This window comes from Streptomyces sp. TG1A-8, assembly GCF_030499535.1.
Taxonomy (GTDB): Bacteria; Actinomycetota; Actinomycetes; order Streptomycetales; family Streptomycetaceae; genus Streptomyces.
In genome coordinates this window covers 526,636-544,128 of record NZ_JASTLB010000001.1, presented here as the reverse complement: position 1 = coordinate 544,128, position 17,493 = coordinate 526,636, and the positions used below count along the sequence as shown (strand labels likewise).

Below are 17,493 nucleotides of genomic sequence, written 5' to 3'. Positions count from 1 at the left end.
CGCATGCGACGTGCGCTGTGTCCGGTGGAATCGCTTTATGTCGCCCAGAGGAGCAGGGCGGTGCTCTCCACCGTCGTGCGCGGACGGCTCGACACCGCGGCGCTGTCGGCGGCGTTCGACGCCGTCACGGCCGCGCAGCCGACGCTGCGCACCCGGATCGTGCCCGACGGCGAGGGCTACGCGCTCGAACTCCTCCCCGACCACGAGCGCCCCCGGCTCATCACGAGGATCGGCGGGGACGAGGCGTACGAGGAGGAGCTGAACACCCCGCTCCCGGTCGGCGGCCCGCTGTCCCGCGCCGTCCTGGCGAGCACGCCCGACGGCGACCGCCACCTCCTCGTGCTGTGCGTCGACCACACCGTGACGGACGGACACAGCGCCGTCACCCTGCAGAACGCGGTCTGGGACCGCTACCGGGAACTGGTGTCCGGCCAGGCGGCCACCGCGCACGCCCCGCAGGACGACGAGGTCCGCTGGCCGGTGCCCGTCAGCACGCTCCTGCCGCCCAGCGACCGGGGGGAGATCGCCAAGTACCTGCGGCAGCGCGTCGAGGAGGCGTCCCGGCACGACCTGGAACTCGTCGCCTACGACACCCCGAGGGAGCCGTCCGGCACGTCCGCCGGCGCCCCCTCCTACCCCGGCCACATCGAGGTGCGGCGCCTCACGCTGGACGCGGAGCGCACCGCCGGGCTGCGCCGCGCGGCCCGCGCGGCCGGCGTCTCCGTGCACGGCCTGGTCGCCGCGGCCGTCCTGACCGCGGCCCGGCGGCGCATCGGGGGCACCGGGGCGCGCACCCTCGGCTGCATGTCACCGGTCGACCTCCGCTCCCGGCTGACGCCGCCGGTGCCGGCCTCGGAGATGGTGGCCGCCGTCACCATCCACAACCAGACCGTCGAGGTGGCCGAGGACACCGACCCGCTCGTCCTCGCACGCGAGGTCGCCGGCCGGGTGCGGCAGTTCGTCGGGAGCGGCGACCTCTTCCGCGAGACGCGGATCATGCCGGAGGCCGCCCGGCACCCGGTCCTGCAGCGCGGCACCGTCATCGTCACCAACATGGGTGTCGTCCCCGGCCCGCGCCTGCCCGAGGGACTCACCCTGGAGGACGTCCGCCTGGTACCGGGCCGCGAGAACTACTTCCCGCAGGCCGGCCGCAGCCCCGTCATGGCCTGCGTCGTGTCCTTCGAGGGCCGTCTCACCATCGAGTTCCCGCACCACACGGCCTGCTTCACCCCCGCCTTCATGCGCGCCTTCCGCGACGACGTCCGCGCCGCCCTGCTGGCCTTCACCGGCTCCGCCGGCACCGAACCCGCCGCGGCCGCGTCCTGAGGGCGGCCCCCGCCGCACCCCCACCGGCCGCCCCCGAGGAGCACCACCCCGACATGAACACCGTGCACGAACTCACCCCGTCCGCCGTGCTCCTGCTGCCGCGCGCCCAGGCGGGCGACGAGCAGGCCATGAACGACCTGCTCACCCACATCACCCCGTACGTCGCGCGGGTCTGCGCCTCGATCGCCCGCGACAACGGCTCCGACGCCACGCAGGAGGCGCTGCTGGCGATCTACCGCGGGCTCGCCACCCTGCGCGAGCCCGCCGCCCTCTACGGCTGGGTCCGCTCGGTCGCCGCCCGCGCGGCCCTGCGCACCGTCAAGCGGCTCGGCGACGAGCCGGCGATATCGCAGGTCGAGTCCCGACACGAGGCCAACCCGCTGGACGCGGTCCACATCAACGACGTGCTGGACCGGCTGTCCGAGGCGCACCGCCAGGTGCTGGCCCTGCGGGTCTACGGCCTCAACGAGGAGGAGATGGCCGAGGCGCTGTCCCTGCCCGTCGGCACGGTCCGCTCCCGCCTCCACCGCGCCCGGCGCCGCTTCCAGGAGGCCTGGCAGCCGTCGGCGGCCTGAGGAGCGCCGTACGCGCGGCGCCGGGCACCGGCCGGGGACCGCACGAGCCCGCCGGCGGGCTCGTGCGGCCGGGCGGCCGGCCGCGGCCCCGCCCGCCGTCCCGCCCGCAACCCGTTCCGGTGCCCGGGGAAGTGGTGGAGAAACCGTGTGGTTCGGCCGTGTGTTCGTGCGTGGGGCGGGCACGAGGAGGGCCGGAGGTTGATGCACATGGTTCCCCTGCTTCTTGTTCTGCTGTTGGCCCTGGTCCTGTTCGGTGCGGGTTTCGCGCTGAAGGCGTTGTGGTGGGTGGCGGTGATCGTGCTGGTGGTCTGGCTGCTGGGCTTCGTCGTGCGCAGTGCGGACGGCGGTGGCCGCAAGGGTCGCTGGTACCGCTGGTAGATCGCGGGAGCGCTGCTGCGTGGGCCCCGGGGAACGTCCCCGGGGCCCACGGGCCTGTTCCCGGCACGCGGCGGGCGGACCTCCCCGTGCCATGCTGCTGCTTGTCAGCAGCCTCATTGTTCCCACGGAAGGTGCCACCGTGGCCCGCGTCCTCACCGTGACCCGCGGCATCTTCGTCGACGTCCCGCCCGGCACCGTCTACGAGGCGGTGTCGCGCCCCGGTGACATGGGCCGCTGGAGCCCGGAGAACCTGGGCACGGTGGCGGGGACGCCGGACGGCCCGGCCGTGCCGGGAACGACCTTCGTGGGGCGCAACAGGCGGGGCGCGTTCCGGTGGGTGACGCGGTGCACGGTGACGGCGGCCGATCCGGGCCGCCGCTTCGCCTTCCGCGTGCACGCGATCGGGGTGGGGCGTCCGCGGCTGCGGGGCCCGATCGCCACGTGGGAGTACCGCTTCGAGCCCGAGGGAGCCGGTACCCGGGTGACGGAGACCTGGACGGACGACCGGCGCGCGTGGCCCGACGCGGTGGCCGTCGCCTTCGACCGGGTGGTCACCGCCGGGAGGACCTTCGCCGAGTTCCAGGTGGACAACATCGACAGGACGCTGCGCAACCTCAAGCGGGAACTGGAATCCGCCCAGCGGCCGTGACCGCGGCGCACCCGCGGGCGAAGGCCCCCGGCACGGGCCGTGACCACCGCACCGGGGCCCGCCCGGTCACGGGGGCCGGGAGTGCCCGGAACCGGCGCCACCGCCCCGGCACGGCCGGGGGCCGGGCGCGCGGTGGTGCCGCCCGCGGTGCCGCCGGAACGCGCTCGTGCCGCGCGGGTTCACCGGGCCAGGCGCAGCGGCTGCAGCTTGCTCCACTGGTGGCGCAGCTCGTCCTCGGGCTCCTCCGGGAGCGGGACGGCGGGATCCCGGCGGGTCAGGTGCAGGGCTTTCGCCCCGTCACGGCCGGCCGTGTGCCGGCGGACGGGCGGCCGGCGGCGCGACCACCACAGGAGAGCGCCGACGGCGGCCCCGCTGCCCGCGAGCGCCGCGGTCGCGATGGCGAGCGCGTCGCGTGAGTCGAACGGCATGACAACCCCCTCGTCCACGTCCGCGGCCCCTGTGGCACGGACCGGTCGACGGGTTGCCCGGCCGGGCGGTTCCATGTCCGGCCGGACCGCCGTGGAGCCGGACGGGCACCGCGAGGTGACCGGCCCGCCGGCGCACGCGGTGCGGCGGCACGGGCCGCGGGTCCCGTGAGGGCCCGGTGCGACGCCTCAGGCGGCGTCGGCGTCCCGCTCCCCGCGTCCGGCCCGCCGGCGGGCGGAAGGGGAGGCGCCGGCGCTGCGCACCAGCCGCAGGTGCCGGCCCCGCGCGTGGCGCGCTCCCGGGGCCCGGCAGCAGGCGGTCCATCCCGTACATCAGTGCTCCCACCACCGGCAGCACCAGAACAGCGACGACGATCACCACGAGCCCCTCACAGCCGACGACACCACACCGGATCCCCGCCCCGGCGGCGGCCAGTCGGCCCCGTACGTGAAGGCCTGGTGACCACTGGGCCCCCGTCCCGTCCCGGTCGGGCGGGGTCAGCCGTCGAGGGCCTGGTGCAGGGTGTCCCGGCAGTCGATGACGCTGTCGATGCCGACGATCTGCAGGGTGCGCAGGACGGAGGGGGTGGGTGCGGCCAGGCGCAGCCAGCCGCCCGCCTCGGTGAGGGTGCGGTGGGCGGCGAGGAGGATGTTGATGCCGCTGGAGTCCATGAAGGTGACCCGGTGCAGGTCGGCCACGACGCGCGGAGGGCCGTCGGGGACGTCCAGGGCCCGGCGGAGCGCGTCGCCGGTGTGGTGGTCGATCTCCCCCGCGAGCGTCACCACGCGGACACCCTCGGCGACGGTCGAGTCGGCCGACAGCGCGTCGGGCTGCCGGTTCGGTTCGGCTCGTACGGAGTCCGTCATTCGTCCTTCGGCCATGCCGGTGATACTGGCACAGCAGAACCCTTGCCCGGAATCACTGCCCAGCTTGAAACGGGTGATGCGCCGATGCGGGAAAGCAGGCAGAGGGGCATGGGGCGTCGCCCGCGAACGCGCGGGTAAGCGCGGGGTGTGAACGGGGTGGCAGAAGGCGGCCGTGAGGGAACCGGTGCCCGTGGGTGAGGACGGCACGGTGCCGGACGAGTGGGCCGTACGGACCACCGTGGCCCTGGACGGGGACGGTTCGGACATCGCCAGGGCCCGTCATCTGGCCGTCGGCTTCCTCACGCGCGTCCAGGGCGAGTACGGGCTGCCGGTGTCCGCCCGGGCCCTGGACCTGACGCAGCTGGTGGTGAGCGAGCTGGTCACCAACGCCCGTAAGTACGCGCCGGGTCCGGTGCTGCTGGACCTGCGGGTCGTGGGGGACCTGATCGAGGTGGCGGTGTGGGACTCCGACCCGGTGCTGCCGGTGGCCCGGGCGGCCGACGCGGGACGGGTGGGCCAGCACGGCCTGGAGATCGTCATGGCGGTCAGCCAGGGCTTCGAGGCGCGGCGGGAGCCGGTCGGCAAGCGCATCACCGCCCGCCTCGCCCTGCTGGACGACCCGGGCGGGACCGCCGCCGGCCGGCGCCGCCCCCGGTAGCGGGCCGGCGGTGCCGGACGGTTCGGGTCCTTCCGCGCAACGCCGCGCCCTACTCCTTCGGGGGCTTCACGGCGATGTCGAGGTAGAAGGCGTCGATGCTGCGGACCGCCGCCTCGAACTCCTCGAGGTTCACCGGCTTGGTGACGTAGGCGTTGGCGTGGTGGCGGTAGGCGCCGCTGACGTCGTCGGGGGCGGCGGAGGTGGTCAGCACCACGACCGGGATGGTGCGCAGCTCGGGGTCCTCCTTCACCACGGCGAGGAACTCCCGGCCGTTCATGCGCGGCATGTTGAGGTCGAGCACGATGAGGTCGGGCCGCTCCTTGTCCGGGTCACGCAGGTAGTCCAGGGCCGCGATGCCGTCGGGGACCTGCGTGAGGTTGCGGGTGCCGCGCTCGGCGAGGGCGTCCTGGATGAGCATGGCGTCGGCTACGTCGTCTTCGACCAGCAGCACGTCGTAGGGGCGGATTGCGGCGGCAGCCATGATTTCACGAGCTCCGGGGGGTGCGATGGGGGGTGGGACGGGGTGTGCTGGAAGTGATCAGCCCGGGCCAGCGGCGACGGGCTCCTTGCCGGCTCATGCTCATGGCCTGGCCGATCTCGGGATAACCCGCGCCGCTCGCGGCCGCGGCGAGGGCCGCCTGGTCCTCCAGGTGCCGGACGGCCTGTTTGACGCCCGCGAGGACGCGCAGCCGCACGAGCGCGCGCCGACGGGCGTCACCGGTCTCGTCGCTGGACCCGGCCGGCGGGGGGACGGTGCTGCGCGCCAGACGGCGGGCGAGTTCGTCCACCGCCTGGGTCACCAGCGCGGCGGCTTCCCCGCCGGACGCACGCGGAGTGGACGGCGAACCAGGCATGGCATCACCCTACGGCGTTGATCTCACCAGGGACAACATGCGTTGTCGGGCCACCGGTATGGTTGGCTTGCCGCGCGCCCAGGCGTGGCGCAGAGCGCCGAGGGAAAGAGTCGAACCGCGATGACCAGCGAGCCGTCCGGCACCAGGGGTGCCTTCTCCGGCTGGACCACCCGACGCTGGCTGCGGGTCGGGGTCGCCACCACTTTGGTCGTCCTGGCGGTGCTGGGAACGCTGGGAGGCTGGGCCATGTGGCGCACCTCGCAGATCACGTCCGAGCTGGTGGACCGGCGGTCGCCCGCCCTGATCGACTCGATGCGGCTGGAGGAGGCCCTGGTCAACCAGGAGACCGGGATCCGGGGCTACGGGCTGTCCGGCCGCGCCGACTTCCTGGAACCCTACGCGCAGGGCGTCACCGACGAGCAGACCGCCCTCAGGAGGCTGCGGCCCCTGGTCGCGCGGGACACCTGGGCCCGCGCCGACCTCGCCGACGTGGAGAAACTGGCCGGTACCTGGCAGGAGCGCATCGCCCGGCCCATCTCGACCGCGTCGGCCGAGGACACCGTGGAACTCGCCACCGAACGGGCCACGGAGGGCAAGACCACCTTCGACTCGCTGCGCCGCGCGATGAGCCGCCAGCAGGCCCACCTGCAGGGCGAGCGGGCCGCGGCCACCCGTGACCTGCGGCAGGCCGTGACCCTGCGGAACTGGACGTTCGCGATCATCGCCGGCCTCATCCTCCTGGTGGCGGGTCTCGTCTTCGAGGGGCTGCGCCGCGGCATCACCACTCCGCTCAACCGCCTCGGCTCGTCCGCCCGCGACGTCGCGCAGGGCCACTTCGACCGCGCCCTCGACAGCAGCGGCCCGGCCGACCTGCGCCGGCTGGCCTCGGACATGGACTCGATGCGCCGGCGCCTGGTGGAGGAACTGAAGTTCAGCGAGGCATCCCGGACGCTGCTGGACGAGCAGGCCGCCGACCTGAGGCGGTCGAACGCGGAACTGGAGCAGTTCGCCTACGTCGCCTCCCACGACCTGCAGGAGCCGCTGCGCAAGGTGTCCAGCTTCACCCAGCTCCTGCAGCGGCGGTACGGGGGCCAGCTGGACGAGCGGGCCGACCAGTACATCGCCTTCGCCGTCGACGGCGCCAACCGCATGCAGGTCCTCATCAACGACCTCCTCGCCTTCTCGCGGGTCGGCCGCGTGCACAACGACCACCGGACCGTGGACCTGGAAGAGGTGATGGAGCGGGCCGCGGACAACCTCAGCGTGGCCGTCGAGGAGAGCGGGGCCGAGATCACCCACGACCCGCTGCCCACCGTCGTCGGGGACACCACCCAGCTGAGCATGCTCTGGCAGAACCTGCTGTCGAACGCCATCAAGTTCCGCAGCCCCGACCGGGCCCCGCGCATCCACTTCGGCGTCACGGCCGTCGGCGACCACTGGGAGTTCGCGGTCAGCGACAACGGCATCGGCATCGCGCCGGAGTTCCAGGAGAAGGTGTTCATCCTCTTCCAGCGGCTGCACACCAAGGACGCCTACCCGGGCACCGGCATCGGCCTGGCGATGTGCAAGAAGGTCGTGGAGTTCCACGGCGGCACGATCGGGATCGACCCCGGCCACCGGACCGGCACCCGCGTGGTCTTCACCCTCCCCGTCTCCGACACCGCGCCCGCGGCCCCGGAGAGAAAGACGCAGTCGTGACCGACCAGGCCCCGGACCGCGCCGAGCAGTACCGCATCCTGCTGGTGGAGGACGACGACGGGGACGCCCTCCTGGTCGAGGAACTGCTCCTCGACACCGACCTCCCGTACACCCTGGCGCGCTGCCGCACGGCCGCCGACGCGCGCACCGCCCTCGCGGCGGGCCCCGTCGACTGCGTCCTGCTCGACCTGCACCTGCCCGACGCCTCCGGAGTGGAGACGGTCCAGGCCGTCCAGACGGAGACCCAGGCCGCCATCATCGTCCTGACCGGGCTGGCCGAACCCCGCGCGGGAGTCGAGGCCCTCGCCGCCGGCGCACAGGACTACCTCGTCAAGGGCAAGGTCGAACCGGACCTGATGCAGCGCGCCGTCCGCTACGCCGTCCAGCGGAAGCAGGCCGAGCGCGCCAACGCCGCCCTCCAGATCGGCCGGCTGCGGGCCGAGGAGAACGCGCGGCTGGAGCGCGGACTGCTGCCCCAGCCCCTGCTGACCTCCTCCGCCGTCACCGTCTCCAGCCGCTACTACCCGGGCCGGGCGCAGGCGCTGCTGGGAGGCGACTTCCTCGACGTCGTCCAGACCGACGACGGACAGGTGCACGCCGTCATCGGCGACGTCAGCGGCCACGGCCCGGACGCCGCCGCGCTCGGCGTCTGCCTCCGCATCGCCTGGCGCGCGCTGACCCTGGGCGGCCACCGCGACCAGCACCTGCTGCACCTGCTGGAACAGATCCACATCGCCGAACGCGCCGGCAACGACCTGTTCGCGACCTGCACCCTGATCACCCTGGACCCCGACGCGGCCACCCTCACCCTGCACCTGGCCGGCCACCACGAACCCCTGCTCGTCACCGCCGACGGCGCCCGGGAGGTGAACGCGGCCCACGGGGTCGCCCTCGGGATCGTCCCCGGGCTGGGCAAATGGCCCCCCACCACCCTCGCCCTGCCGGCCCGCGGCGCCCTCATCGCCTACACCGACGGCCTCATCGAGGGCTTCGCCGACACCACCGACGCCCGGCTCGGCGTGAACGGCCTGCTGCGGATCATCGACACGATCCGCACGCCGGACCCCGGAGCACACCTCGACCAGCTCATCGCCAGTACCCGCACCCTCAACGCCGACCGCCACACCGACGACCTCGCCATCCTGCGCCTGGACTGGAACACCGCCGCCCCCGCGGCGGGCGCCTGACCCGCCGGGTCCGGCCCCGCGCCGGGGCGCCCGCCCGGCCCCGCGCCGGGGCGCCCGCCCGGCACCGGGCCGGTGCGCCGCCGGACGCTTCCCGGGAGCGCGGTGTTTCATGCACCGGCCGGCGAATTCCCTCGATCGTATGCATGGCCCCGCTTCCCTCCGCCCAAGCCGCCGGGCGGCCGGATAGTGGATCAGCCGCCGGGGCACGGGCACCGGCGCGCTCCGTCCGGAAGCAGAGGTGCACCAGCATGCCCACCAGCGAGGCGAGCGACCGCGTCCAGCTCGTCTTCTCCCTCTTCGACGCCGACGGGAACGGCTACCTGGAACCCGCCGACTTCGAGCTGATGGGCGAGCGGGTCGTCGCGGCGGTGCCGGCGGCCACCGACGCCGCGAAGAACGGGTTCCTCGGCGCCCTCCGCCGGTACGGGGACACGCTCGCGACCGAGCTGGACGCCGACCGCGACGGACGGATCAGCCCCGGGGAGTTCACCGCCGTCACGCTCGACCCGCAGCGGATCGTCGCCGTCGTGGACGAGTTCGCCGAGTCCCTGGCCGCCCTGGGCGACCCGGACGGCGACGGCTTCGTCACCCGCGCCGACTTCCTCGCCCTGATGGCCGCCATCGGCTTCGGCCCGTCCGGCACCGAGGCGCTCTTCGACGCCTTCGGCCCGGTCGACGGCGACCGCGTCCCGGTGTCCACCTGGGCGGGCGGCATCAGGGGCTAGCACCACCCCGAGAAGACCGGGATCCCCGGCGACCACCTGACCGCGGGCGCGGTCCTGTGACCCGGCCCGGCCCGCGGGGCGGGACCGGCGAGGAACCGCCGGCCACCGGGCCCGTCATCGGCCTGGCGGTCGGCCGGGGCACGGGCCCCGAGCTCGCGGCCGTCTTCGAGCGGGTCCTGGGCGCGCTCACCGCCGCCCTGCACCTGCCGTACGACGCCGTCCTGCGGTTCATGCGCGTCGTCTACGGCGCCCGGACCACCACCGCGGACGACCCCGGGGCGTGGGCCGCGCCCGTCCCGGGCCAGGAGCCCGGCCCGAGGGGGGAACCATGTGCACCGTCCCCGGGCTGAGCGCGGGGATCGCGGCGGGCGTGGGCCGCACCGCCCTGCTGGTGGCCGCCGCCCGCGCCATCGGGACCCACCGCCCCGACCCCCTGGCCCGGGACCCGCTCGCGGAGCACTCCGTCCGCGCGGCACCGGTCTCGGCCGGCTGGCCGGTCCACCCCGACCAGGTGCCCGGGGGGACCGCCGACCCGCTCTGGGGCCGCCTCGGCCGGTACTTCGGCCTGCGCACCCGCGTCCTGGACGACCGCCTGCTCCGCTCCGCGCGGGCGGGCGTGCGCCAGGTGGTCCTGCTGGGCGCGGGCCTGGACACCCGGGCGTTCCGGCTCCGCTGGCCGACCGGCTGCACCGTCCACGAGGTCGACACCGCGGAGGTGCTGGCCTTCAGGCAGGCGGTGCTCGGCCGGGCCGGGGCCGTGCCCGTGGCCGGGCGCCGGCCGCCTGGCTCGCCGAGGGACTGCTGCTCTAGCTCCCGGCGGAGGCCGAGCGGCTCCTGATCGCCACGGTGGACCGGCTGAGCGCGGCCGGCAGCACCCTGGCGTACGAGATCAAGGAGGCAGGCGAGTCGCCGCGGGTGCGCGCCGGCGCGGTGTACGTCGCGGCGCGGCAGGGGCTCGGCGTCGACCTGCCGTCCCTCTTCGCCGCCGGGCCCCGTCCCGACTCGGCCGGCGAACTCGCCGGCCGCGGCTGGACGGTGGCGGTCCGCAGTCCGTACGACTTCGCCCGCCTGCACGGCCGCGGTCCGCTCCCGGAGCGGACGACGCCCTGGCGGCCGACCGCTGGGTCTTCGCCGCGGCGGGCCGCCCCGGGCCCGCGCCCACTCCGCCGCCCTTCCGGACGCCCGCTGAACCGCCGCCGGTCTCACGCGTCCGCGCCGGCCCCGGCTCCCTCGCCGTCCCCGCGGACGTGGTCCGGGCCGGCCAGGATCCCGACCGCCTCCCGCAGGCTCCCGGGGCGCGACAGCCCGGGTTCGGACCTGCCGGGAAGGCCCCAGCCCGGACCGCAGAGCAGTACGGGACTGTGCGTACGGGCGCCGCGCACCCCCCACCGCGTGGCCGCGATGTGCCGTGCCAGCGCCAGGTTCGCGGTGGAGCGGGCCTGGGACCACAGGACCACGGCGGCGAACCCCATCCGCCGCAGCGTGGCCGCCAGCGCGTCCGCGATCTTGCGCCGGGTGATGCCCATCAGCCAGGCGGACAGGTTGCCGCGCTCCGGGCGGAACCCCGCCCGGCCGCGCCAGGCGGCCAGGAACACGTTCTGGGTGACGTCCTCGGCCTCGCAGTGATCGCCCAGCGTGCGGCGCACCACGGTGTGCACCAGCGCGCCCCAGGCGTGGTAGATCTCGGCCAGCGCCGTTTCGTCGCCGGCGGTGAAGCGGTCGGTCAGGTCCGACGCGACGGCGGGGGAGGGGGCGGGCGCGTCGCGGCCTTCGGCGTGAACCGCCTGCGTTGCTGTCACGGCGACCACTCCTGCTCGGACGGAGGTGCGTTCCGCGCCACCCGCGGACGAGTGACGGCCGTGTCGTGCACCGCCGTCCGGACCACCGTCCGGTAAAACGATGCATCGAACAACTCGCATCGATTCTGCATCGTTTACTCGGTGGTACCCGGCTCCGGCCGGTCGCGACGCAGCAGCCGTGCCACCAGGTCGTCCCACCGCACGTGACGGCCTTCGTCGCCGGCGGGCACTTCCCGGTAGGTCGCCGTGAGCCACCGCCGGAGGGCCTCGGCCGGGACGTACAGGACGGCGGCGGCCTCCGCGCTCCGCAAAGCGATGCGCGCCGTCGTCGTGCCGTGGCAGCGGCACGGCGGCCAGACCCGTACGTCGCCGTCGCCGCAGGGCGACCGCAGGCCTTCGTGCAGCAGGTCGCGGGAGAGCACCCAGGGTGCCGCGCCGCCGGCGTCCGGGAAGTCCATGCGCACGGCGAGCGGGTCCGTGGAGTCGTAGCTGAAGCGCGTCTCCACGTCCAGGCCCTCGGTGGCGCTGACGACCAGGTGGACGGTCAGGCTGAGCCGGAGCCGCCCCGGGCGGGGGGACGGGCGCTCGCCGGGCGGGTCGGTCGCGGACATGGCGCCTCCGGGACGGGTGGCGGGGAGCGGGTGGACGGCACCACACCGTCGCACGTGCCGTCGCGGCGGCCGGCCCGGCGGGAGGGCGCCGGAGCGCGTCCCCGGTTCCGGAGGGCACGGCCCCACCAGCACTTCCGGATCGCCGGGCGGAACGGATGCACCGCGCGCTCCTCATGCGCCGGCACGCACCGGCGCCGCACGCGGTCCGCCCGGGCGCCGGATCGGGAATCGATCCGGCGCCCGGGCGGACGAGGACGGACGCGCTCGCGCGCCCCCTGTGGCCGCACGCGGTGCGACCGTGCCGGTGCCGCGCACGCGGCGTCCCACTTGAGCGGGCCGTCGGCCGGGCCGTCAGCCCCCCGGCTGCCGACGTGCCTCGTCGGCGACCTGCCGGCCCGATTCACGCGCCTGGGACGTGAGGTGTTCGCCCTGCCCCCGCGCCTCCTCCTGCGTCGTGCGAGCGGCGTCCGCGGCGGTGCTCCTGACCTCCTCGGTGGCCTGCTGCGCGACCTCCTTGGCGTCTTCCTTCACCTGCTGCACGGACTCCAGGGCCGCCTGCTTCACCGGCTCCAGCGCCTCGCCGCCGCGCTCCATCAGGCCCGAGGCCGCCTGCTCCTCGGCCCGCGAGGCAGGCAGCAGCGACGACACCAGCACACCGGCGCCGAAGGCGATCAGTCCGGCGGCCAGCGGGCTGCCCTGCGTCTGGCGTTTCACCTGTCCGGGCGCCTCCTTCACCGCATCGCCCACCTGACCGGCCGTTTCACGGACGGAGTCGGTCGCCTGTCCGGCGCCCTCCTGCAACGAGCCGGCCGCCGAGCGGGCACCACCGGTGACCCCGTGAGCGGTCTGCGAGGCGGATCCCATGACCCGGTCCCGCAGACCGGTGAGCCTGCCCCGCGCACGCTGGGTCTGGCGCTGCGCCATGCGCCGGGGACTGGTCCGGTCGGCGAGCTGGTTCACGTCCACGGACAACTGGTCGCGGGTGGCGTCGATCTCAGCCCTTATTTGGTCGGGTGACGTGCCCATTCCGCATCCTCCTTCAACGATTCGACGGTCTGCTCGGGCTTGGGTGACACGGTGCGCATCCGCGTGCGGCCCCGCTGGTAGAGCACGGCCGCGACGACGGCCCACACGGCGGCGACGATCAGGGCGGCCCAGCCCCCGTCCATCACGTTCGCCAGCCCGAGCACGGCCGCCAGCGACAGGAACAGGAGCACCATGTAGCCGCCGAACCCGGCACCGCCGTACATGCCGGCCGCCTTGCCCGCCTTGGCGGCCTCCTGCCGGACCTCGGCCTTGGCCAGTTCCACCTCCTGGCGGAACAGGGTCTGCACGTCGGAGGTCACCACCGACAGCAGTTCACCCACCGACGGGTCCTGCCCGCGCTCCGCGGGGCCGGGGGGGATCGACGACACCTCACACCTCCGGATAGGGCCGGACGGGCGTGCCGGTCGGCGGTGGCGGATCGACGGGCAGCGGCGGGGCCTGCGGCGACACCGAGGGCTCCGCCGGCGGGACCGGGCCCGGCGGGACCGGCGGCATCGGCGGGGCCTGCGGCACCGCTCCCGCCGGCGGAGCCGGCGTGGTGAGCGGCTCGTCCTGCGTTTCGAACCGCCCGCCGCCGGCCGTCCGCCGCTCCGGCTCCGACGACTGCTTGGCCCGGCCCGCCGCCTTGGCCAGCCGGCCGACCGCCACCCCGGCGAGCAGTGCGCCCCCGAGGAAGGCCCCGGGGCGTCGGCGGGCGAAGTCGCGTATGTCGGACACCACCCCGTCCACCCCCTGCCTCTCCAGGTAGTCGGCGGCGCGGTGTCCCCTGTCGGCCGCCTGGGCCGCGAGGTTGCGGGCGGACGAGTCGCCCGGGGCGTTGTCGGCCAGGTCGGTCATGTCCTGCGACCACTGGCGCAGGGCGCCCGACGCACGCCGGGCCTGCCCCTCGGCCTCGTCCATCACCCGGCCGCGCAGTTCGTCGATGACCGTGCCGGCCTGCTGCCGTGCCTCCCCGACCACGGTCCTGGCCTGCTCCGCAGCCGTTCCGGCGACCTGGTTCGCGGCCTGCTTGGCCTGGCCGGCCGTGGTGGACGCCTCTGTCCTGGCGGTCTCACCGGTCTGCTTCAGCCTCCCGGCCCCTTCTTGCGTGGTCTCACTCATCAGTGATCCTCCTCGGCACCGAAGTGCTGTCGTCTCACTGACGAGTAACGAGCTGGCCGAAATTGACACATAAATCCGCCCCATCGGTTTTTCGTACCGAGATTTTTCGTACCGACAGGTCGAGGGCGTGCGCGCCGCTGGGCGGGCCGGTCGCCGCTCACCCGCCGGAGCCCGTCTGGACCAGCAGCGATAGCGGTGGGGGCGCGGTCCGGCGAGGGTGGAGGAGTGCTCGACACCCCTGTCGGCTCACCTCACCCCTGGCAAAGGAGCACAGCCATGTCCGGACGCAACACCGTCATCCGCAGCCTGCACGACGTGGGCCTCGCAACGTGGTTCGGCGGCTCCCTGATGGGCGCGGTCGGCCTCAACGGGGCGGCGAAGGACCAGGGCGGCTCGGAAACCGCCGTGGCGCGGATCTCCTCGTCGGGCTGGGCGAAGTGGACCCCGGTCAACGCCGCCGCCATCGGCGCACACCTGTTCGGCGGCGGCGGACTGCTCGCGGTGAACGCCCACCGGATCACCGGGCAGAAGGGCGTGGCCGCCTCCACCACGGCCAAGACCGCCGTCACCGCGGCGGCCCTGGCCGCCACCGCCTACGCCCGCGTCCTGGGCAAGAAGATCGAGCTGGCCTCCTCCTCCGACCCCCAGGACCTGGAGAAGGCCGCCCAGCACCCCATCGACACGGCCAAGGCCGCGCGCCAGCTCGTCTGCTTCCAGTGGGCGGTGCCCGCCCTCACCGGATGCCTGGTCGTGCTGAACGCACTGCACGGCGAGCAGCAGCGTCCCTTCGAGCAGATGCACGGCTTCTGGGAGCACGCCCGCTCCGCCACCCCGCTGTTCCGGTGACCCCCGCTGCCGAGGTGACCACCGGCACGCCCGCTGCGGCACCACCGCGGCCGGCGGGCCGAAAAGGCTCCGCGCGCCGGAGTATGACCTCGGACCAGTGTGGTACACGACGCCCAAGAGCACGCCCGCACGGGCTCGTTCGTAGAGCGCACGAGTGAAGGATGCCGCCATGGCCACGCATACACGTCCCGCGACCGACCGAACCCGGATCCAGCAAGCCGCTCTGCTGGTCGGCGCGGTTTTCCTGCTGGTCGGTGTGCTGGGGTTCATTCCCGGTATCACCACGCACTACGGCTCGATGGAGTTCGCCACCCACACCTCCGGCGCCAAGCTGCTGGGCATCTTCCAGATCTCCATCCTGCACAACCTGGTCCACCTCGCCTTCGGCGTCGCCGGTCTGGCCATGGCCCGCACCGCCTCGGGCGCCTACGCCTACCTGATGGGAGGCGGCGCCATCTACCTGGTGCTGTGGATCTACGGCCTGATCATCAGCCACGGCAGTGACGCCAACTTCATCCCGCTGAACACCGCCGACAACTGGCTGCACTTCGTCCTCGGCATCGGCATGATCGCCCTGGCCTTCCTGCTGAGCCGCCGCACCGACCGCTCCCGCATCTGACCGCTCCACCCGCGGGGCGGTGGCCGTGTCCCCCCGGCCCTTCCCCGCCCGGCCGGCCCCCGGGGCACGCCTCGTGCCGGCAACGAGCGGACCGGGTGCCCCGGCCGGCGGAACCCTCCGCCGGCCGGGGCACCCGTGCGCGTACGCACGGCACACCGCTGCGGGCCCGCGGGCGCCCGGCCCGCCGGGACGGCGCCGGAGGCACCGCGGCGCCTCACCGCGGCGCGGGCCTATAGCAGGCGCCAGAGGTGTCGGCGGTGCCGTTGTCGGCGGACTGCACGACCGGGGCGCTGTCGTCGTGGGACATCAGGTGGACGCCGAGGACCTTGCCGCTGCGGCGGCTGGCCAGCCGGAAGAACGCCCCGGCCGCGTGCCACCGGGTGCCGGACGCGGAGGCGAGCGGGAAGGCCGAGATGCGCAACCGCGCCGCACCCAGCGGGATCGGCGTGACCGTCTCCACCGGCTGGGTGTTCGGTGCCGGACTCGTCTGCAGCGGTTCGACCACGTGCTGGTCAGGCCGAGGAACTGGCGCCGGTCGAGCGGCATGCGGCTCTCCGCGGAGGGGGAAGGGGGCGCCCGCCGGGGTGCGCGGGCGCCTGGATGCGGTGCGGGGGGCGGGGCCGGGCGGTGCGGGCGGGGGGTCCCGCGTCAGCGCGCCGCCTCGTTGTAGGCGCCGGCGGCCTCGCGCCCGTAGTACGGGTGGTACTCGTACGAGCCGACGCTGATGCTGATGTTGCCGATCTGCATGCCGGTCCCGTTCCCGGTGTCGAAGCGGGCCAGGAAGGGGCCGCCGCTCGACCCGCCGGTCTGGACGCAGTCGATGCCCCAGACGCCGCCGCCTGCGTGCCCGGTCTGGAACACCTCGGTGCCGGCGCACCAGTTCATCTGTTCCCCGCCGCCTTCGGCCGCGGAGCCGCCGTAGCCGAAGGAGTACACGTACTGCCCCGGAGCCTGGTCGAAGCCGATGCCCTGGCCGCCGACGGTGTCGACCAGCGTGCGTCCGCCGACCGTGCCGACCGTGGCGAACGCCGCGTCCCAGGCCGCGTCGGCGTCGCCGATGCGCTGCGGTTCCCAGTGCAGCGAGGTCGCGGCGAAGGTGCCGAAGGGCCGGTTGCCGTGGTCGTAGGCGGGGATGAACACCCAGTTCTGGTAGGCCGTGCCGTCGGTGTCGACCACGCAGTGGCCCGCCGTGGCGACGACGGACTTGTTGCCGCTGTTGACCGCGTCGCCGCTGCAGGCGTAGGAGCCGCCGGTCTTGGGGTTGTAGAAGAACACCTTCCCCGCGGTGGTCCTGATCAGGCCGCCGCCCGTGTAGCGCTGGGGCGAGGATTCGGCGACGCGCGGGGAGGCGGCGACCGCCTTGCGGGCCGCCTCGTCCTTGGGCATCGCCGCGGGGACCGAGGTGGGCTCGAGCGCCCGCCGGGGAGCGGCACCGGCGGCGCCGGACCCCCGCGGCGCCGGGCCGGCGTGCACCGCGGCGTCCAGGTCGACGGCGTGGGCCAGGCGCTCCGGAGTCCAGAACGCCAGCGCCGCCGACTGCTGGGCGGCACTGACCGTCCGGGCCGACGGAATGGGGGCGGGCCGCCCGGCGGCCTGGGCCGTGGCACTGGCGAGGACGAGGGAACCGAGCGCGGCGCCCAGGGCGACCAGACGCTTGGCAGGGAGAGCTGACAACGTTGTCCTTCCTGTGCTCCGACGGGGAGGCCGGAGCGGTGTGGGGGAAAGTCCCGCTTCACTGGGCGCAGAACGGGAGCACTCGGGCAACGGTGCGAAGGGGAGCGCGAGTGGGGTGGCGCGTCCAGAGGAACGGAAACAATGAGCAGGAGCATGGAGGTAGCGCATGCCCATGTCAACAGTTGCCGCATCCCGTCCCGGCGGAGCCGGGCCGCTCGCGCTCCGGTCCGGCACGGGCGCCGGAACCACGGAGGAGGCCGACGCCGGCGTCTCCGCCCGGGGCCGAGGCCCCTCGGCACCGAGACCGCGCGGACCTCGGCGGCGGCCGTCACCGCGGGTTGCGGCGCCGTGCGGTCGCTGCGGAACGGGGCCGCAGGCCGCGTGCGCGGCCCGCTCACGGAACCGGGCGTCCCGGCACCGGCCCGGGCGCGGCGCACGCGCACCGGGCCGCCCG

At 74.7% G+C, this 17,493-nt stretch carries 22 protein-coding genes and 1 pseudogene; 12 read left to right on the top strand and 11 right to left on the bottom strand.

Features of this window, described 5'->3' with window-relative positions; all coding sequences use genetic code 11:
* Nucleotides 1-3: 3 nt before the first annotated feature.
* The 4 genes from QQY24_RS02525 (at nt 4) to QQY24_RS02510 (ending at nt 2,928) form a co-directional block, all read left to right on the top strand.
* Nucleotides 4-1,326, top strand: a complete 1,323-nt coding sequence (locus QQY24_RS02525; RefSeq protein WP_301971005.1) for a protein kinase — start codon at nt 4-6, stop codon at nt 1,324-1,326.
* Nucleotides 1,327-1,379: 53 nt separating this feature from the next.
* Nucleotides 1,380-1,901, top strand: a complete 522-nt coding sequence (locus tag QQY24_RS02520) for an RNA polymerase sigma factor (RefSeq protein ID WP_301971004.1) — start codon at nt 1,380-1,382, stop codon at nt 1,899-1,901.
* 207 nt (nt 1,902-2,108) lie between these two features.
* On the top strand, nt 2,109-2,279 hold the full coding sequence (locus tag QQY24_RS02515; RefSeq protein ID WP_301976112.1) for a hydrophobic protein: 171 nt from the start codon (nt 2,109-2,111) through the stop codon (nt 2,277-2,279).
* A 139-nt stretch (nt 2,280-2,418) separates the two neighbouring features.
* Nucleotides 2,419-2,928 carry an SRPBCC family protein gene (locus tag QQY24_RS02510; RefSeq protein ID WP_301976116.1) on the top strand — a complete coding sequence of 170 codons (510 nt, stop codon included), beginning with the start codon at nt 2,419-2,421 and terminating at the stop codon, nt 2,926-2,928.
* A 179-nt stretch (nt 2,929-3,107) separates the two neighbouring features.
* Here the strand turns inward: QQY24_RS02510 and QQY24_RS02505 are convergent, their stop codons facing one another.
* Both QQY24_RS02505 and QQY24_RS02500 read right to left on the bottom strand, forming a co-directional pair.
* Complete coding sequence (locus QQY24_RS02505) at nt 3,108-3,356, bottom strand: hypothetical protein (protein ID WP_301971003.1); 249 nt, start codon at nt 3,354-3,356, stop codon at nt 3,108-3,110.
* A gap of 495 nt (nt 3,357-3,851) precedes the next feature.
* Nucleotides 3,852-4,235, bottom strand: a complete 384-nt coding sequence (locus tag QQY24_RS02500; protein WP_301971002.1) for an STAS domain-containing protein — start codon at nt 4,233-4,235, stop codon at nt 3,852-3,854.
* A 175-nt stretch (nt 4,236-4,410) separates the two neighbouring features.
* Between QQY24_RS02500 and QQY24_RS02495 the strand changes: the two genes are divergently transcribed.
* On the top strand, nt 4,411-4,878 hold the full coding sequence (locus QQY24_RS02495; protein WP_301976115.1) for an ATP-binding protein: 468 nt from the start codon (nt 4,411-4,413) through the stop codon (nt 4,876-4,878).
* A gap of 49 nt (nt 4,879-4,927) precedes the next feature.
* Here the strand turns inward: QQY24_RS02495 and QQY24_RS02490 are convergent, their stop codons facing one another.
* Together QQY24_RS02490 and QQY24_RS02485 are read right to left on the bottom strand one after the other, a co-directional pair.
* The gene (locus tag QQY24_RS02490) at nt 4,928-5,359 is read right to left on the bottom strand and encodes a response regulator (RefSeq protein ID WP_301971001.1); all 432 of its coding nucleotides are present in this window, start codon (nt 5,357-5,359) and stop codon (nt 4,928-4,930) included.
* Between the two features lie 4 nt (nt 5,360-5,363).
* Complete coding sequence (locus QQY24_RS02485; RefSeq protein WP_301971000.1) at nt 5,364-5,732, bottom strand: hypothetical protein; 369 nt, start codon at nt 5,730-5,732, stop codon at nt 5,364-5,366.
* 120 nt (nt 5,733-5,852) lie between these two features.
* Between QQY24_RS02485 and QQY24_RS02480 the strand changes: the two genes are divergently transcribed.
* The 5 genes and pseudogenes from QQY24_RS02480 to QQY24_RS02460 form a co-directional block, all read left to right on the top strand.
* Nucleotides 5,853-7,430 carry an ATP-binding protein gene (locus tag QQY24_RS02480; RefSeq protein ID WP_301970999.1) on the top strand — a complete coding sequence of 526 codons (1,578 nt, stop codon included), beginning with the start codon at nt 5,853-5,855 and terminating at the stop codon, nt 7,428-7,430.
* Nucleotides 7,427-8,617, top strand: a complete 1,191-nt coding sequence (locus QQY24_RS02475) for a PP2C family protein-serine/threonine phosphatase (RefSeq protein WP_301970998.1) — start codon at nt 7,427-7,429, stop codon at nt 8,615-8,617. Before QQY24_RS02480 ends, QQY24_RS02475 begins: the two co-directional genes overlap by 4 nt.
* A gap of 248 nt (nt 8,618-8,865) precedes the next feature.
* A complete protein-coding gene (locus QQY24_RS02470) occupies nt 8,866-9,342 on the top strand; it encodes an EF-hand domain-containing protein (protein ID WP_301970996.1) in 477 nt (158 codons plus the stop codon).
* Nucleotides 9,343-9,398: 56 nt separating this feature from the next.
* Nucleotides 9,399-9,692: a hypothetical protein gene (locus QQY24_RS02465; RefSeq protein ID WP_301970995.1), complete on the top strand. Its 294-nt coding sequence runs from the start codon at nt 9,399-9,401 to the stop codon at nt 9,690-9,692.
* Nucleotides 9,671-10,475, top strand: a pseudogene (locus tag QQY24_RS02460) (SAM-dependent methyltransferase); the annotation flags it as partial. The gene QQY24_RS02465 and the pseudogene QQY24_RS02460, both read left to right, overlap by 22 nt.
* A 69-nt stretch (nt 10,476-10,544) precedes the next feature.
* On the opposite strand, the gene QQY24_RS02455 reads toward QQY24_RS02460, so the two are convergent.
* From QQY24_RS02455 to QQY24_RS02435, 5 genes are all read right to left on the bottom strand, one after another.
* Nucleotides 10,545-11,069, bottom strand: coding sequence for an RNA polymerase sigma factor (locus tag QQY24_RS02455; protein ID WP_301976114.1), 525 nt, complete (start codon nt 11,067-11,069; stop codon nt 10,545-10,547).
* A gap of 206 nt (nt 11,070-11,275) precedes the next feature.
* On the bottom strand, nt 11,276-11,752 hold the full coding sequence (locus QQY24_RS02450) for an SsgA family sporulation/cell division regulator (protein WP_301970994.1): 477 nt from the start codon (nt 11,750-11,752) through the stop codon (nt 11,276-11,278).
* A gap of 351 nt (nt 11,753-12,103) precedes the next feature.
* Nucleotides 12,104-12,778, bottom strand: coding sequence for a DUF3618 domain-containing protein (locus QQY24_RS02445; RefSeq protein ID WP_301970992.1), 675 nt, complete (start codon nt 12,776-12,778; stop codon nt 12,104-12,106).
* On the bottom strand, nt 12,754-13,167 hold the full coding sequence (locus tag QQY24_RS02440; protein ID WP_301970991.1) for a phage holin family protein: 414 nt from the start codon (nt 13,165-13,167) through the stop codon (nt 12,754-12,756). Before QQY24_RS02440 ends, QQY24_RS02445 begins: the two co-directional genes overlap by 25 nt.
* Before the next feature lies 1 nt (nt 13,168).
* The gene (locus tag QQY24_RS02435) at nt 13,169-13,900 is read right to left on the bottom strand and encodes a hypothetical protein (protein WP_301970989.1); all 732 of its coding nucleotides are present in this window, start codon (nt 13,898-13,900) and stop codon (nt 13,169-13,171) included.
* Between the two features lie 276 nt (nt 13,901-14,176).
* Here QQY24_RS02435 and QQY24_RS02430 point away from each other — a divergent pair, with 276 nt between their 5' ends.
* A complete protein-coding gene (locus QQY24_RS02430; protein WP_301970988.1) occupies nt 14,177-14,746 on the top strand; it encodes a hypothetical protein in 570 nt (189 codons plus the stop codon).
* Between the two features lie 169 nt (nt 14,747-14,915).
* The gene (locus QQY24_RS02425) at nt 14,916-15,365 is read left to right on the top strand and encodes a DUF4383 domain-containing protein (protein WP_301970986.1); all 450 of its coding nucleotides are present in this window, start codon (nt 14,916-14,918) and stop codon (nt 15,363-15,365) included.
* Nucleotides 15,366-15,579: 214 nt separating this feature from the next.
* On the opposite strand, the gene QQY24_RS02420 is transcribed toward QQY24_RS02425, so the two are convergent.
* Nucleotides 15,580-15,870, bottom strand: a complete 291-nt coding sequence (locus QQY24_RS02420) for an RICIN domain-containing protein (RefSeq protein ID WP_301970985.1) — start codon at nt 15,868-15,870, stop codon at nt 15,580-15,582.
* A gap of 143 nt (nt 15,871-16,013) precedes the next feature.
* Nucleotides 16,014-17,039 (bottom strand): serine protease, encoded by a 1,026-nt coding sequence (locus tag QQY24_RS02415; protein WP_301970984.1) that lies wholly within the window; start codon nt 17,037-17,039, stop codon nt 16,014-16,016.
* Nucleotides 17,040-17,493: the final 454 nt, after the last annotated feature.